This window comes from Methylocella tundrae (genome assembly GCF_038024855.1).
GTDB classification, from domain to species: Bacteria; Pseudomonadota; Alphaproteobacteria; order Rhizobiales; family Beijerinckiaceae; genus Methylocapsa; species Methylocapsa tundrae.
The window spans coordinates 1717347-1732350 of the sequence record NZ_CP139089.1 but is presented as its reverse complement, the minus strand read 5'-3'; the positions used below and the strand labels follow the sequence as shown (position 1 = coordinate 1732350).

General features: G+C 62.1%; 12 protein-coding genes and 1 pseudogene. 8 read left to right on the top strand and 5 right to left on the bottom strand.

Annotated features, from left to right (window positions below):
• Positions 1-5 precede the first annotated feature (5 nt).
• The 4 genes and pseudogenes from SIN04_RS10405 to SIN04_RS10390 form a co-directional block, all read right to left on the bottom strand.
• Positions 6-1592, bottom strand: a complete 1587-nt coding sequence (locus SIN04_RS10405; RefSeq protein WP_341264426.1) for an efflux RND transporter periplasmic adaptor subunit — start codon at positions 1590-1592, stop codon at positions 6-8.
• A gap of 136 nt (positions 1593-1728) precedes the next feature.
• Positions 1729-2172, bottom strand: a complete 444-nt coding sequence (locus SIN04_RS10400) for a hypothetical protein (protein WP_134488923.1) — start codon at positions 2170-2172, stop codon at positions 1729-1731.
• 170 nt (positions 2173-2342) lie between these two features.
• Positions 2343-3068, bottom strand: a complete 726-nt coding sequence (locus SIN04_RS10395) for a DUF5681 domain-containing protein (RefSeq protein WP_134488920.1) — start codon at positions 3066-3068, stop codon at positions 2343-2345.
• A 7-nt stretch (positions 3069-3075) separates the two neighbouring features.
• Positions 3076-3660 (bottom strand): annotated as a pseudogene (locus SIN04_RS10390) (DNA-methyltransferase); the annotation flags it as partial.
• 71 nt (positions 3661-3731) lie between these two features.
• Between SIN04_RS10390 and SIN04_RS10385 the strand changes: the two are divergent.
• The 5 genes from SIN04_RS10385 to SIN04_RS10365 all read left to right on the top strand — a co-directional run bounded on the left by SIN04_RS10385 (position 3732) and on the right by SIN04_RS10365 (position 8748).
• Entirely contained in the window at positions 3732-4625 is an 894-nt protein-coding gene (locus tag SIN04_RS10385; protein WP_134488918.1) for an ImmA/IrrE family metallo-endopeptidase, read from the top strand.
• Between the two features lie 1060 nt (positions 4626-5685).
• On the top strand, positions 5686-6711 hold the full coding sequence (locus SIN04_RS10380; RefSeq protein ID WP_166795902.1) for a helix-turn-helix transcriptional regulator: 1026 nt from the start codon (positions 5686-5688) through the stop codon (positions 6709-6711).
• Between the two features lie 184 nt (positions 6712-6895).
• Positions 6896-7921 carry an ADP-ribosylglycohydrolase family protein gene (locus SIN04_RS10375; RefSeq protein ID WP_134488914.1) on the top strand — a complete coding sequence of 342 codons (1026 nt, stop codon included), beginning with the start codon at positions 6896-6898 and terminating at the stop codon, positions 7919-7921.
• 348 nt (positions 7922-8269) lie between these two features.
• The gene (locus tag SIN04_RS10370) at positions 8270-8515 is read left to right on the top strand and encodes a hypothetical protein (protein ID WP_134488912.1); all 246 of its coding nucleotides are present in this window, start codon (positions 8270-8272) and stop codon (positions 8513-8515) included.
• On the top strand, positions 8515-8748 hold the full coding sequence (locus tag SIN04_RS10365) for a hypothetical protein (protein WP_134488909.1): 234 nt from the start codon (positions 8515-8517) through the stop codon (positions 8746-8748). Before SIN04_RS10370 ends, SIN04_RS10365 begins: the two co-directional genes overlap by 1 nt.
• Here the strand turns inward: SIN04_RS10365 and SIN04_RS10360 are convergent.
• Positions 8721-9728, bottom strand: a complete 1008-nt coding sequence (locus SIN04_RS10360) for a zinc-dependent alcohol dehydrogenase family protein (protein WP_134488907.1) — start codon at positions 9726-9728, stop codon at positions 8721-8723. The genes SIN04_RS10365 and SIN04_RS10360 overlap by 28 nt on opposite strands.
• A 591-nt stretch (positions 9729-10319) precedes the next feature.
• Between SIN04_RS10360 and fdnG the strand changes: the two genes are divergently transcribed.
• Genes fdnG through SIN04_RS10345 form a run of 3 tightly spaced genes read left to right on the top strand, consistent with a single transcriptional unit; the run spans position 10320 to position 14985 of the window.
• A complete protein-coding gene (gene fdnG / locus SIN04_RS10355) occupies positions 10320-13391 on the top strand; it encodes a formate dehydrogenase-N subunit alpha (RefSeq protein WP_166795901.1) in 3072 nt (1023 codons plus the stop codon).
• A 14-nt stretch (positions 13392-13405) separates the two neighbouring features.
• A complete protein-coding gene (gene fdxH, locus SIN04_RS10350) occupies positions 13406-14317 on the top strand; it encodes a formate dehydrogenase subunit beta (protein ID WP_134488901.1) in 912 nt (303 codons plus the stop codon).
• Entirely contained in the window at positions 14314-14985 is a 672-nt protein-coding gene (locus SIN04_RS10345) for a formate dehydrogenase subunit gamma (RefSeq protein ID WP_341264424.1), read from the top strand. Before fdxH ends, SIN04_RS10345 begins: the two co-directional genes overlap by 4 nt.
• Positions 14986-15004: the final 19 nt, after the last annotated feature.

The following is a 15004-nucleotide window of genomic DNA, read 5'->3' as shown; positions in this document are numbered from 1 at the left end:
CGGCGTCACCTCACCTGATTGAGAAGTTCAGCCGCCTGGGTCACGACCCTGCGCCCGGCTGAAAGACCGTCGACGACAAGGACATTGTCGCCATCGAGAGGCTGGGTTCTGACGATCCGCGCCTCAAATCGCTCCGCGCCCACATGCTCATAAACGACGTTTTCGCCGTTTGAACGTCGAACGACGCTCGCACGCGGCAAAGCGAGGCCCGCGGTCGCCTCGGACGTCTCCGCAAACACGCTCACGAACTGCCCGAGCCGAAGTCCGGCCGGATCTCCGATCGAAAAATTAACCGGCGCCGCCTGATTGCGATCCGCGAAGCCGGCCCCAATAAAATCGAGTGAAAGGCTGCGACCCTCCGAGGTGCGCGCGGAAGCTTTTAGACCGGCCGCCATGGCGTTGAAGGACAGCGCCTCGACCCAAAGGTGTGCCGGATCGACGATCTGAAACAGGATGGCGTTGGGATCGGCGATCTGGCCAGCCACGGCATTGGCTGCGGCGATGACGCCGCCGACGGGCGCGACGAGCGCCTCCGGATCGCGCTTGACCGTGTCGACGGTGGCGCGGCGCGCCTTAAGGCCCTGGAGTTCGAGGCGAGCGTCATCGAGCGTCACCTGCGCGATGGCGGCCGACTTAACAAGCGTCTCATAGCGCGCGACACGCCGTTCGACGATCGAGATCTGTTGGGCGAGATCGCCCGCCTGTTGACGCAAGGTGGGCTGGTCGAGTGCAAGAAATGGCGTGGTCACATAGGCGAGGACGTCGCCCGCCTCGACGCGGGCTCCGAGACTTGGGAATCCGGCAGGCGGCGCCGAGAGACGGCCGGCGGCCGCAGCCTGGACGAGACCGCTTTTGTTTGGATCCGGAATGATGCGACCTGGCAGTTCGACCGTTCTTTTGTGCTCCTCCTCGCGGCTCGCCGTCGTCCGCACGGCAAGGACGCGTTGGGTCGGCTTCGGCATGAAAATCGAGCCGTCAGGCAGGATCTGCGAGCGGTCGCCTTTAGCAGCAGGACTGCCTTTCGCTTCGTCCGGGTGATCGTGCCCTTCATGCGCCAGCAGCCGGACCGCCCCGACCACGATGACCAGAAAGAGGGCGATAAAGGGCGTCCACAGGATCGGATGCTTCCGCAGCGTCAAGGCTGAGAAGGCGCCGAACAAGAGGCTCGCGACCGCGACGGCCATGGTCGATACGCCTCCGAGCAGAGAGCCCTGATTGGGACCCAGCAGGGGCTCCGTTTTTCTGGAACTTGTGACGGGAACTACGAGGGTGGCCGTGAGCACGTCGACATTCCCCCCATCCGTGACCGTGAAGATCAGATCGTAGCGGCCCGGGGCGCTCGCCCATGCCGCGGGGATGCGATAGGAGCCGTTTGGCGCCTTGACTGCCGTTGCTGGACCAGCAGGCGTCTCGACATCGATGATCGCGTCTCGAACGGGTTCGTTCGTCTCAAACCGGTCGAGCCAGGTTTCGAGTTCGGCTCCCTGCTTGATAGCGACGAGTTCAAAGGCTGAGGATACCGCTTCGGCGCGGGGAAAATTGCTTGAGGCGACAGGCGCCGCGGTCTCGTGATCGTGACCTTCATGTGCCATGAGGCGCGGCGCTCCGACGAGGAGCGCGCACAGAAGTGCCGCGGCGACCGCGGCGAATTTCATTGACATGGAATTACCTTCGAGCTGAACGGTCAGCGGCCGCCGGACCTTTGGGTTCGGCAGCGGCGGAAAGCGATCAGACGAAGGCGTTTGGCGGTTCGAGCAGGGATGCCGGCGTTATTCCCCTTGCGGAGACGGGAGGCGAGACCGAGTATTTCGCACCCGCGCCAAAGAGTGGCGCAATCGGAGCTTCGCCGGGGACGCTGACGCCGAAACAGCAGCCCATGCCCGAGCAGCAGCATTCGTCCTGACAGGATCCGTGCTCCGGCAGAGCGTCAAGGAGCGTTGGTTCAGCGGAAAGGTCTCTCACAGCCTGGCTAAATACGGCGTAGACCGGGGAGATCTGACCCCCCGCCAATGTTTTCGGAGAGGTTATGTCGATCGTTTGTTGATCGCGGTGGGAGACCATTTCCGAATCGCGGTGACCCGGATGGGCCGAAGCCGAGACCGGAACAAGCACTATCGCGGCCGCAAGTACGGCGACGAACCAAAGCGCAAAGCAAACGGTCGGACGGTTCACATCTCATCTTTCATAGGTTGGCATTTAGCACGGAAAAGCGGGCGTCACTATGGCAAGGCGTGGTCCAGACTGTTGATTTCCGCTTCGAACTGACGCGAGATTTTCATCGCGAACTTCTCAGCGAAAAAATCCGGGTTGCGTCCTTGTGGAAATCAACACACTTTAGGACGCTACCTTCGTCTGCGGTCCTTTGGCTCGCCGATCGCTTTGACGATCATGTCGCGTAAGCGCCGTTCGTGCTGGATGTCATCCTCGATGAAGGTTTGGTAGTGTTCGTTCTCTGGGTCTTTGAGGCTCGCGGTCATTTCCTCGATCTCGCGGTCTGATTCCTCGACGCGGGCGTAGAGGCGGTCCCACTCGATCTTGTCCTGGCGGGTCATTGGGCCCTTGATGACGACCTCGTTTCTCCGAAAGTCGAGGATAATGTCGTCGGGATGGGGGAGGGGCTCGGGGCCAGAGAGGCCGAGCCGTTCGCGCCGGTCGAGGATTTCCTCCCAGTGCTGTTTATATTCGATCGCCGTTTTCAGATAGTCGTCGTACGCCGCCTTGTTGGCGCGCTCCGTCTCGGAGAGAAGCGTCGCGAACAGTTGCTGGGCGCGAGGCTGGCCACGCGCTGCGCTGACGGCGATGGCGCGGACGACCGCCTGGGCCATTGGGATCGAGGCCTGCCGCTTGCCGTCGTTGACCATGATGCTGCGATAGGCCTCTTCAAGGATGATGCTCTTGAGCCGCTCCTCGTTGAGCGCCGGGAGCCTGTTGGCCGCGCCGTTGGGGCGGCCCTTCGGATTGTCCGAGCGGCCTGGCTGAAACCGCGACGCGGTCGGCGGCTTGCCATAGCCGACCTCGTAGGAGCTCGACTCGGCCGGCGGCAGGCGGGGTTTGCGATCGCGCGGCATCGTCGCGTCAGCCTTCGATGGGCTGGCGCGCGCGGGCGGGGGGCCACCCGGCGCTCTGAGGTTCGGCCTTCGCCGCTCTTACGCCTTTGCCCGGACTGCTCAGTGCGCCGCCTTCGAGGCCGCCGTCGTTGCCGATCTCAACAATGGCGCGGCCGCAGGCGATCTGTTCGGCCTCGTCCTTGGCGAAGAGCTCCCAGCGACGGATGATCCGGTCGCAATAGACCGGGTCGAGCTCGCATAATCTCGCGCGCCGGCCGGTCTTCTGCGCCGCGATCAACGTCGAGCCAGACCCGCCGAACAGATCGAGCACGACGCCGCCGCGGCGCGAAACATCCTTGATCGCCTCGGCGATCATCGCGACAGGTTTGACCGTCGGGTGCAGCGCCAGTTCATCGGCGCGTCCGGCCTTCAGGGTGTTGACGCCGCGATACTCCCAGACGTTCGTCCGGTAGCGTCCATGCTGGCCAAGCTCGAAACTGTTGTGATGCGCGGCGGTCCCGTTCTTGAACGCGAAGATCAGCTCGTGCCGGGAGCGATAGAACGAACCCATGCCGCCATTGTCCTTCGCCCAGACGATCAGATTCTTCAAGTCCGCTGACGTGACCCTCGATCGCGACATTGTAAGGCGGATCCGTAAAGACCATCTCGGCCTTCGCGTCCTCCATGAGAGCGGACGTTGCTCAAGCGACGCCGCAAGACGGGGGCCGGCGGCTGAACGCCGTGCTTGCGCTCGATCGCATGTCGATTGAAGAGGCGGGACCGAACCCCGACCGCCTCGCTGCGGCGATTCATGACCAGCTGGGGCACGAGAGCGGCGAGGTTCCCGTCGCCGCCATTGCCATGGCGCTCGACATTGTCGAGATCAGAGAGGCGCCATTGCGCGGCCTTGAGGGCGCTCTCGTCACGCCGGCCGACCGTAACGTCGGCATGATCGCGATCAACAGCGCGTCGTCCAAGACGAGGCGCCTGTTCACGCTGGCGCATGAACTCGGGCATTTCCTCAATCCATGGCACACGCCCGAGGACGGTTCTGGCTTCGCCTGTTCGCGATCCGATATCGGAACGCCGTGGGGCAGGCCGCCGCCGGCCGCGGCGCGACGCGCGATCCAGGAGGCTGAAGCGAGCCGCTTCGCCATCGAGCTGCTTGCGCCGAAACGGCTTGCGCGGCGCTATCTGCACGGCCTTCCCGATCTCGCGCGCGCCATCGCGCTATCGGATGAATTGGGACTCAGCCGCGAGTCCGCCGCGCGCCGCTATGTCGAACTCCACGACGAGTCCTGCGCCCTGGTTTTCAGCTCGGAAGGGATCGTTCGCTATATCGAGCGGCGTTCCGCCTTTCCTTGGCTTTCCTGCCAGCGTGGCGATCGACTCCCGATTTTACCGTCTGTCGTTGACGCCAGCGGCCTTTCCGCACATGAAGAAGCTATCGCCCGCGACTGGGTCGCGCGTCCTAGCCGAGACGCCCTGATTGTGCAGACCCTCACCCAGAGTCGAGGCTTCGCCATCACGCTGCTTGCCTTTGAGGCTTCCGATTCCGAAGACGACGAGGGTCAATGATTGAGCTCGAGGCCAAGCCTGCCCCTGCTCTTGACGCTTCGCCGCCCTAGCTTTTTCCCTGAACCCGCAAGCCTAATCCCTGCCAGACGCTCGGTCCCTCCCTGATCGCCGCGAACGATTTCCCTGTTTTTTCGCTAGGGAATTTGTTTGCTAAAGATCTGTGTTCGCAATGGAAAACGGCCTTCTATCGCGCGTCCTCGATCAATATTCGACGCCTTTTCCCTGTATTTTCCCTGTTAACCAGAAATTTCGAGGTGAGACCGGTTCGCGGTGGACTGCGTCGTCAGCCACGCATTCCCGCGATTCCGGAACGGGCGCAGTCTCGGCGAAAAGGCCCGCGGTTTCGGGATCTTGGTGCGGCGGCCAGCGTCCCGGAGACTCTCATGCAGCGGAATCCGCCCGCTCCTCGGCGCTTTTCAGGCCCCGGTCTCTGGGGCGTTTTCCAATGTGCGGGATTTCGGAATTACGGGCGCCCGAGACCGGTTCGATTCTCGCGCAGAGCGGTTCGATTTGGGCTTGTGCGGGGGGATGGACCGAGACAAGTGCGTCCCGCTTCGGTCGGGTCACATCGAGCTTGCGGTGAGCGGCGGGAGCGCTTGGAAGCCTCGTCCCAGCTAAGGCCGAGCATTTGCTCTTGGATGGCCGGGGCGTTGAGCAGGCCTGGGGAAGGCGACAGACCGTCAGGCCGGCGGCAGCAGACCGTCAGCGACCGCCTGCATGATTTTGGGCGGGAGGAAAGCCAGCGGCGCAAGGCGGCAGATATGCGCTCGGCGAGATGCTGGGCGCCGGCGATGGCGTCGAACGATGCAGTCTGTCCAGAATGGATCGCGCCCATCCAGCGGCGCGAGCAGGCGATCGCCTGCAACCGCGTGTCTCGCGTTGCAGAATCGATGGTCGCGGCAACCGCGGGCGCGCGCGCGGCGAGCCGCCGACTTCAGCCCATCGGGAGATAGCGACGTCATTCATCGTGCGCAGCGGTGCGTGGCGACCTCGGCTTGACAGCAAACGACGATACGGGATTGCTACGTCATCTTCGGACGTTCAGCAGAGGCGGCACATCATGCGTTTCGAAAAGTCGGTGGGCGTGTTGAGTCTCGCGCGCGCGCTCGCAGCTAGCGCGGAAGGTCTGACGATCGAGGAAATGGCGGAGACCGCGGGCGTCAGCCGTCGCACGGCGGAACGGATGCGCGATGCTGTGGAGGCCACATTCGGCTTGCTTGAGCGCGTGGAAGACGGCCGCAAGATGCGCTTTCGCATCGCCGCGCGCGGCCTCGGCAATTTCGCCGTGGCGCCGACGGCGCTCGAACTGACCGAACTGGAAAACGCGGCGCGCGCCCTTGAGACTGGCCGAGATGTCGGCCGCGCGATAACCTTGCGGTCACTGGATCAGAAGATCCGCGCCAGCCTGCGCGAGGCTGATCGCCGGCGGCTCGACATTGATGTCGAAGATCAGATTCGCGCGGAGGCCTTCGCGCGGCAGGTAGGGCCGCGTCCGCTCGCCGACCCGGCCGTGCTCAAAGCGCTGAGAGAGGCCCTGCTCGCCGGCAGGATCATAAGGTTTCGTTATGAAGGCAACCACAGCGACGCCGCGCGTCGACACACGGTGGTTCCCTATGGGATCCTGTTCGCGCCCCGCTATTACCTCGTCGCCAGCGTCAAGCGAAAGCCGGAACTGGCGCTTTTCCGTCTCGACCGCATTCACGACGTTGAGGTCACCGACGAACCAGGCGCGCCGCCGGAGGGATTTGATCTCGCCGCTTATGCTTCACGCTCGTTCGGCGTATTTCAGGAGGAGCCCGAGGATATCGTACTGCGCTTTGATGCGTCCGCGGCCGCCGACGCCCGCACCTATCTGTTTCATCCAACCCAACAGATGGCGGATGAAAATGACGGGTCGGTGACGGTCAGCTTTCGAGCGGGAGGCCTGCTCCAGATTGTGCATCATCTGATGACCTGGGGACCGACGGTGACGATCCTCGCGTCCGAGCGGCTCAAACAACTCATGTGGGACCAGGTCGCGGCGCTTCACGCGCATCACCGCTTATCGAAAAGCAGAGCCCGTGCAAGCAAGACGGCAACGTCATGATTGATTTGCCCGGAGGCGAAGATCGCCATGCGCAGGACGATGCGGCGCGCTGGAAGCAGATTCGTTTCAGCCGATAAAATCATAGTTCGGAGGTCCCTTATCGGGAGCGTCCGAGTCTGACGTAGTTGCTCATTATAAATTTCATGGCTCATTTTCGAGGAACGATTTTTCTTTAGGATCAAACATGATCAGCGAGTCCTTTTTCGACGACGACCTTCAAGACCGCGGCAGAACTGGCGTTTCCCGCAGCCGCGAGATCAATCTCGACCGCGCTCTTGGCGCCTTACTTGGCCTCGCCGTCGGGGATGCGCTCGGTGCGGCGCTCGAATTCTCAAAGCGGGATAGCCATCCGGAGGTGCGCGACATCATCGGCGGAGGCCCATTTAACCTGAAACCCGGCGAATGGACCGACGACACCAGTATGGCGCTGTGTCTGGCCGACTCTCTTATCGCGCGGCGCACTTTTGATCCGCTCGACCTCATGCGCCGATTTGTCCTCTGGTGGCGCGAGGGGGAAAACAGCGTCACCGGCCGCTGTTTTGATATCGGCGTCGCGACGCGGGAAGCGCTCACTGATTTCCATCGGACAGGCAAGCTTGCCGGGGTAGGGCGAGGAGACCCCAACCGGGCCGGTAATGGCTCGCTGATGCGGCTTGCGCCGGTCGCATTGTTTGCCGCGCCCGATCCTGATGTAGCCGCCACCCTTGCGGAGCTGCAAAGCAAGACAACCCATCCGGCGGTCGTATGCCAGGCGGCCTGTGCTTTTTTTGCGCGGCTTCTTGTCGAAGCCATTGCCGGAGGCGACAAGGAGGAGGTTTTGCGCGATCGAAAATTGGGCGAAAGAGGCGTCGTCGGCGCCATCGCCGCTGGGGCGTGGAAGAGCAAAACCCGCGAGACGATTTCCTCTTCCGGATATGTCGTCTCAACGCTTGAGGCGGCGCTCTGGGCCGTTGGGCGGAGCGACTGTTTCGAGGAGGCGCTGATCCTCGCCGTCAATCTCGGGGGCGACGCCGACACCGTTGGGGCCGTTGCTGGCCAATTGGCGGGCGCAATCTGGGGCCGCCGCGGGATCCCGCCGCGCTGGCTCGAAAAGATCGCCTGGCGTCAACGTATCGAGGAAAGGGCGATGGCGCTGTTGGAAGCCGGGAAAAGACCGCCGCGCGCGACCCCGATCGGTTTGATTTCAAGTTTTGGACTTCGGGAGCGATAATGCGCCGAACGATCATCGTCCACACCCGATTGTCCAGCACATGGCGCGCGTCGGCGCGGCGCGGCGAGCGCGTAGCACGCGGTCTCTATTAGACCATGCGAGTTCTTCCGCGTTCTGGCCCGTGAAACGTTCCGTTTCAATGGGCGTGTTGGCGCCAGGATAAACGCGGCATAGTCAGCTGGGTCTACCGCATAGGCGCCCTGATCGGTTCTCTTGGCCGAAAGCCGTCCGGATCGGATCGCCCGGAGGATAGTGCTCTTGCTCTTGCCCGATAGTCGCGCGGCTGTACGCACGCTGAGGAAGGCATAATACCCTCGTATTGTGTTTATTATTTTCAAGGAGATTATTATGAAGACGTTTTGGGTTATCTTTGCTTGGATTGTTTTTGGTATAGTGGCCATTATCTATCAACAGGGAAATTGGAACGCTCCAGCAAACGAACTTTTTCAAATTTGGTTTTGGGTTGGCGTATTCGCTTCCCCTTGGATTGGGCTTATTCTCGTGTTTAAGTTTTACAAAATGTTTTGGGGCGGCCTTACTCGGTACACTTCAAGGGAATGGCATCGCGGATATTATATGGATGATGAACTTTGATGAAAATCTATGTGGGGAAATACGTCAAGGCTGTTGCTTTCGAAAACCGTAGGGTATGTCTTAAAAAGACGACGTTTGGCTGGCTAGAAGAGCCTGACAATGTTGACGCGTTGAGGCGGGCCGCCTCGATAAAGAAGCCCGCCTCGGGCGCAAATATTTATACGCCTCTTCCTGCGGCGGCGGCTGTCGGGCGGCGCCGCGCTGGTCAGAAGCTCAAGCAGATCTTCCCGTAGTGCTTGTTGCTTTCCTGATGGCGGAAAGCTTCCACGATGTCCTCGAGCGGAAACTCGCTGTCGATCACGGGTTTCATGCCGGTTGCGTCGATAGCGCGGATCATGTCCATCTGATGCTTGCGGCTGCCGACAAGAACGCCTTGCAAGCGCAACTGCCGCACGAGGGCCGGCACGAGGGGAAGGGGGCCGGCGACGCCGGTCAGGATGCCGATGACCGAGATATGGCCCCCGACACGGGCGGCGGTCATGGATTGCTCGAGGGTCGCGGGGCCGCCGACCTCGATCACATGGTCGACGCCGCGGTTGCCGGTAAGGCGGCGGGCGGTCTCTCCCCATGCGGCGTCGGTCTTGTAGTTGATGACATGGTCTGCCCCCATCGCCTTGAGCCGCTCGAGCTTTTCGCCGCTTGATGAGGTTGCGATGACGGTAGCGCCGGCCATTTTCGCAAATTGCAACGCAAAGATCGAAACCCCGCCCGTTCCCTGAACCAGAACGACGTCGCCAGCCTTGAGAGCATCGTCGACATGCAGCGCCCGCCATGCCGTCAGGGCCGCGGTCGTCAGCGTCGCCGCCTCGACGTGGCTGTAGCCTTGTGGCGCATGGGTGAAGGCGGTCGCCGGACGGGTTACGATCGCACGGGCATAGCCGTCGACGCCGTCGCCCGGAACGGTCGCAAAACTGTCAACAGCAGGAGCGTCGGCGAGCCAGGTAGGGAAGAAAGTGCTGACGACATGATCGCCGACGGCGAACTCGGTCACCTCCGGGCCGACGGCGCAGACTTCGCCCGCGCCATCCGACATCGGAATGCGCCGCTCGCTCGGTCCCCACATGCCGCTCACCACCGCATAATCATGATAGTTGAGCGAGCTTGCGTGAAGTCTCACGGTTATTTCGCCGCGCTGCGGCTCTGGCGCCTCGCTCACGCCGACGACCACGCGCTCGAATCCTCCGCCGGGCTCTACGAATATGGCTTTCGGCATTTGTTTTATGTCCTCCTGCTTTTGGTGAGCGGGGAATTCAGTCTCGGCGAGGTTCCAAGGCAATAACCATGGCGTCGGCGGCGCAGCTTTCTGCGCCGTGTTACAAAAGGATTCCGGGCGAGCCGCCAGAGCCGGCAAATCAACCTCGCGCAATGATCGCGCTTAACGGATGGTCTGCGTATCTTAACGCCTAATGCCTGAGCGCGAGCATGACAAGCGCGAACGGAGAGCCGCCAAACTCCTTTCGTCAATCGTCTCTCTGGCCAGGCGGCGCCAAATCCAACGCACGCCCGGCGCCAATCCGCGAAGACACAGGCCGGGGGCGCCCTAATCGGCGCCGTTTCGGGCAGGCGCCCCGAAAGCGACGAACCGCGCCTGCTTCGTCTCGCCCGACGCCATCCACATGATGCGTGCGCCGGCGTCAGTGCGGTCTCGACCCTCGCGCCCGGATCGCGGAGGTATGATGTCGCGTCGTCCAGGCTGGCGCGACTTTTCCTTGTGACGCGGGCCATATCGTCTATATTTATGCGTTGATTGGACTGCCCTAGAGTGTCTGTTGGCTATGGCCAAGATCCGCGGGAGCGTGCGCTCATGAAACTCAGTCGGCGTGGATTCATCAAGCTCACCGGCGCCAGCTTGGCGGTATCGAGTCTTGGCGCTCTCGGGTTCGGCCTTTCCGGCGAAGCTTTGGCTGCTTCCGTCCGCCCGTTCAAGCTCACGGCGACGACGGAGACCCGCAACACCTGCACCTATTGCTCCGTCGCCTGCGGGATCTTGATCTACAGCATGGGAGACCGCGCGAAGAACGCGAGGTCCAACATTATCCACATCGAGGGTGATCCCGACCACCCGGTCAACCGCGGCACGCTGTGTCCGAAGGGAGCGGCGCTTCTCGACATCGTACATGCGCCGACGCGGCTGCAATCCCCGAAATATCGGGCGCCGGGCGGCGGCGAGCTCAAAGAGGTTTCGTGGGATTTCGCGCTCGGCCGCATCGCGACCCTGATGAAACAGGATCGCGACACGAATTTCATCGCGAAGAACGCTGCCGGGGCGACGGTCAACCGATGGCTGAGCACCGGGATGCTGGCGGCGTCCGCGTCATCGAGCGAGACCGCTTATCTTACGTGGAAGATCGCCCGCTCCTTCGGGATGTTGGTCTTCGACAATCAGGCCCGCGTCTGACACGCGCCGACGGTGGCCAGTTTGGCCCCATCATTCGGTCGCGGCGCAATGACCAACACCTGGCAGGACATCAAGAACGCCAATGTCGTGCTGGTCATGGGCGGCAACGCAGCCGAGGCGCACCCCTGCGGCTTCAAATGGGTGATCGAAGCGAAGATCGAGAACAACGCCAAGCTCGTGGTGGTCGATCCGCGCTTTACCCGCACGGCGTCGGTCGCGGACGTTTATGTCCCGATCCGGCCGGGGACCGACATCGCCTTCCTTAATGGCGTCATCCGTTACCTTCTGGAGCAGGGCGCCATCCAGAAGGAATATGTGCGCGCCTACACCAACGCCAGCCTGATCGTGAAGGACGGCTTTGCTTTCGAGGACGGGCTGTTCTCTGGCTATAAGGAGGACACGCACAGCTACGACAAGTCGAGCTGGAACTATGCGCTTGATGACGAAGGCTATGCCAGGGCGGACGATACATGGACGGACGCGCGCTGCGTCATCAATCTGCTGCGCGCCCATGTCGATCGCTACACGCCGGAGATGGTGTCGCGCATCTGCGGCACGCCGCAGGATAAATTCCTCAACGTCTGTCGGCTCTTCGCTACGACATCCGCGCCCGACAAGGCGCTGACGAGCCTGTTCGCCCTCGGCTGGACGCAACACTCGATCGGTTCCCAGAACATCCGTGCGATGGCGATGGTTCAGCTTCTGCTCGGCAACATCGGCGTCGCAGGCGGCGGCATGAACGCTTTGCGCGGCCATTCCAACATTCAGGGCCTTACCGACGTCGGACTCCTCTGGAATCTGATGCCGGGCTATATGGTGCTGCCGACCGAGACAGAACCGACCTTCCAGAAATATATGGAAAAGCGGCAATTCAAGCCGCTGCGGCGTGGCCAGATCAGCTACTGGCGCAACTATGGCAAGTTCTTTGTCAGTTTCCAGAAGGCGATCTACGGCGACGCGGCGCGCTCGGACAATGATTGGGCCTATGACTTCCTGCCGAAGTCGGACGCAGGCAGCTATGACATCATCCGCGCCTTCGAGATGATGAACCATGGCGAACTCAACGGCTACATATGTCAGGGCTTCAATCCGCTGCAGGCCTTCCCGGACAAGGGCAAGATCCGCCGCGGCCTCGGCAAGCTGAAGTATCTCGTCGTGATGGATCCGCTCGACACCGAGACTTCACGTTTCTGGGAGAATTTCGGGCCGCAGAATCCGTCCGACCCGGCCTCGATCCAGACCGAAGTGTTCCAGCTGCCGACGACATGCTTTGCCGAAGAGGACGGCTCTCTCGTCAATTCGGCGCGCTGGCTGCAATGGCACTGGAAAGCGGCGCCGCCCCCTGGCGACGCCAAGTCCGACATCTGGATCATGGCGCAAATTTTCCACCGCATGCGCGAGATGTACCGCAAAGACGGCGGCGTGTTTGCGGATCCGATCCTCAACCTGACTTGGGCCTATACCGATCCGACCGAGCCCGATCCTGAGGAATTGGCCAAGGAAATGAACGGCAAGGCTCTCGCGGATCTCAAGGACGATACGGGCGCGGTGACGACGAAAGCCGGGCGCCTGCTCGACGGCTTTGCGCAGTTGCGCGACGACGGCTCGACTGCGAGCGGCTGCTGGATCTTCTCCGGCTGCTACACCGAAAAGGGCAATCAGATGGCGCGGCGCGATGCGACCGACCCGCGCGAACAGGGCATCGCGCCGAACTGGGCCTGGGCGTGGCCGGCCAACAGGCGCATTCTTTACAATCGCGCCAGCGCCAACCCCGCGGGAAAGGCCTGGAATCCGGGCAAGCCGATCATCGAATGGAACGGCAGCCAATGGACGGGCATAGACGTGCCCGACTACGCGCCCGCCGCGAAGCCGGCAGATGATATCGGGCCGTTCATCATGAACGACGAGGGTCTTGGACGCTTGTTCGCAAGAGACCAGATGACTGAGGGGCCGTTCCCGGAACATTATGAACCATTCGAATCGCCGTCTCAGAACGTGCTGCACCCAAAGGTGCGCACCAATCCCGCGGCGCGCGTCTTCGCTGACGATCGCGCGGCGTTCGGGACCGCCGCGGATTTCCCCTATGTCGCGACGACCTACCGGCTGACCGAGCATTTCCACTACTGGACCAAGCATGCTCTGATCAATACGATCCTGCAGCCGGAGGAGTTCGTCGAAATCGGCGAGCAACTGGCCAAGGAAAAAGGCGTCCTTCAGGGAGGCTGGGTGCGCGTCGCATCCAAGCGCGGCGCGATCGTCTGCAAGGCCTATGTGACGAAGCGGATAAAGCCTATGCTGGTCGACGGCAAGACAACGCACGTGATCGGCGTGCCGATCCACTGGGGGTTCACTGGCATGGCCCGCAAAGGCTACGGCGCCAACACCCTGACGCCCTCGGTCGGCGACGCCAACACGCAAACGCCTGAATTCAAGGCCTTTCTCGTCAATCTCGAGAAGGTTGGCGCCCCCGTCGCCTGAAGGAGCCCGAACTGATGGCAGACCTGCAGTCCCAGGACCTTATCCGGCGCTCGGCTTCGACCTTGACGCCACCTTCAGTGCGCAACCACGAACAGGAAGTCGCAAAGCTCATCGACGTCAGCCGCTGCATCGGCTGCAAGGCGTGCCAGGCCGCGTGCATGGAGTGGAACAATCTGCGGCCGGAGATCGGAAGCTTTGAAGGGTCCTATGACAACCCGAGCGATCTTGAGCCCGCCGTCTGGACGCTCATGCGCTTCACCGAGTGGGACAATGACAAGGGCGATCTCGAATGGCTGATCCGCAAGGACGGCTGCATGCACTGTGAGGATCCCGGCTGCCTGAAGGCGTGCCCGGCGCCTGGCGCGATCGTCCAATACGCCAATGGCATCGTCGATTTCATCAGCGAAAATTGCATCGGCTGCGGCTATTGCGTCAAAGGATGTCCCTTCAACATCCCCCGGATCAGCAAGCAGGATCATAAATCCTATAAATGCACGCTCTGCTCCGACAGGGTTTCGGTCGGCCTAGAACCCGCCTGCGTCAAGGCGTGTCCGACCGGCTCGATCATGTTCGGCTCGAAGGAGGATATGAGCCATTGGGCCGGTGAGCGCGTTGAAGAACTCAAATCGCGCGGCTTCGCCAACGCCGGCCTTTATGATCCGCCGAGCGTCGGCGGCACGCATGTGATGTATGTCCTCCATCATGCCGACCGCCCGTCGATCTACGCGGGACTGCCCGACAATCCCCGCATCAGCCCATTGGTGTCGGCCTGGAAGGGACTGCTCAAGCCCCTCGCGCTTGCCGGCATGGCTTTCGCGGCCATCGCGGGATTCGCGCATTGGGTCGTGGTCGGGCCAAACGAAGTCGAACCCGCCGATGAGGCGAACGCGAAACGCCTGTTCCACGCTGCGGATGACGCATCATGAACTATCCGAGAGGGACGCTGATCCGCAACACCACAGGCGAGCGGATCAATCACTGGATCACCGCAGGCTGCTTCGCCCTTTTGCTGCTGTCTGGCCTCTCCATGTTCCACCCCATGCTGTTCTTCCTGTCAGGGCTGTTCGGCGGCGGCCAATGGGCGCGCGCGGTCCATCCGTGGATCGGCGTGGCGCTTCTCGTCAGCTATGCGGGAATGTTCATACAATTCTGGCGCGACAATCTCTGGAACGCGGACGATCTCGCATGGCTCAAGGCCGGCGCGCACGTCCTCAAGAACGAAGAGGAGGAGATCCCCGAAATCGGACGATTGAACGCTGGCCAGAAAGGTGTGTTCTGGTCGATGACCCTGTTGGTGCCGACATTGTTCGTCAGCGGCATTTTGATCTGGGACGTCTATTTTTCGGGCCTGACCACGATCGAGACGCAGCGCGTCGCGGCGCTCGTGCACTCCCTTGCGGCGATCGCCGCGATCATCGTTTGGATCATCCATGTCTATGCGGCGTTCTGGGTCAAAGGCTCGATGCGGGCGATGACGCAAGGCTGGGTTACGCCGGGCTGGGCTTGGCGGCATCACCGCAAGTGGCTGCGGCGCCTGGCGGCGACCGACTCCAGGGGGCCAAACCCGCGAGCCGGCGGCGAGCCGCCGCGCTGATGGAGAAGACGAGGCGAGG

Coding starts and splice junctions, on each gene's coding strand:
- SIN04_RS10360 (WP_134488907.1), bottom strand. CDS start 9,728: ATGCCGAAAGCCATATTCGTAGAGCCCGGCGGAGGATTCGAGCGCGTG.
- fdxH (WP_134488901.1), top strand. CDS start 13,406: ATGGCAGACCTGCAGTCCCAGGACCTTATCCGGCGCTCGGCTTCGACC.
- SIN04_RS10405 (WP_341264426.1), bottom strand. CDS start 1,592: ATGGCACATGAAGGTCACGATCACGAGACCGCGGCGCCTGTCGCCTCA.
- SIN04_RS10375 (WP_134488914.1), top strand. CDS start 6,896: ATGATCAGCGAGTCCTTTTTCGACGACGACCTTCAAGACCGCGGCAGA.
- SIN04_RS10345 (WP_341264424.1), top strand. CDS start 14,314: ATGAACTATCCGAGAGGGACGCTGATCCGCAACACCACAGGCGAGCGG.
- SIN04_RS10385 (WP_134488918.1), top strand. CDS start 3,732: ATGAGAGCGGACGTTGCTCAAGCGACGCCGCAAGACGGGGGCCGGCGG.
- SIN04_RS10380 (WP_166795902.1), top strand. CDS start 5,686: ATGCGTTTCGAAAAGTCGGTGGGCGTGTTGAGTCTCGCGCGCGCGCTC.
- SIN04_RS10370 (WP_134488912.1), top strand. CDS start 8,270: ATGAAGACGTTTTGGGTTATCTTTGCTTGGATTGTTTTTGGTATAGTG.
- SIN04_RS10365 (WP_134488909.1), top strand. CDS start 8,515: ATGAAAATCTATGTGGGGAAATACGTCAAGGCTGTTGCTTTCGAAAAC.
- SIN04_RS10395 (WP_134488920.1), bottom strand. CDS start 3,068: ATGCCGCGCGATCGCAAACCCCGCCTGCCGCCGGCCGAGTCGAGCTCC.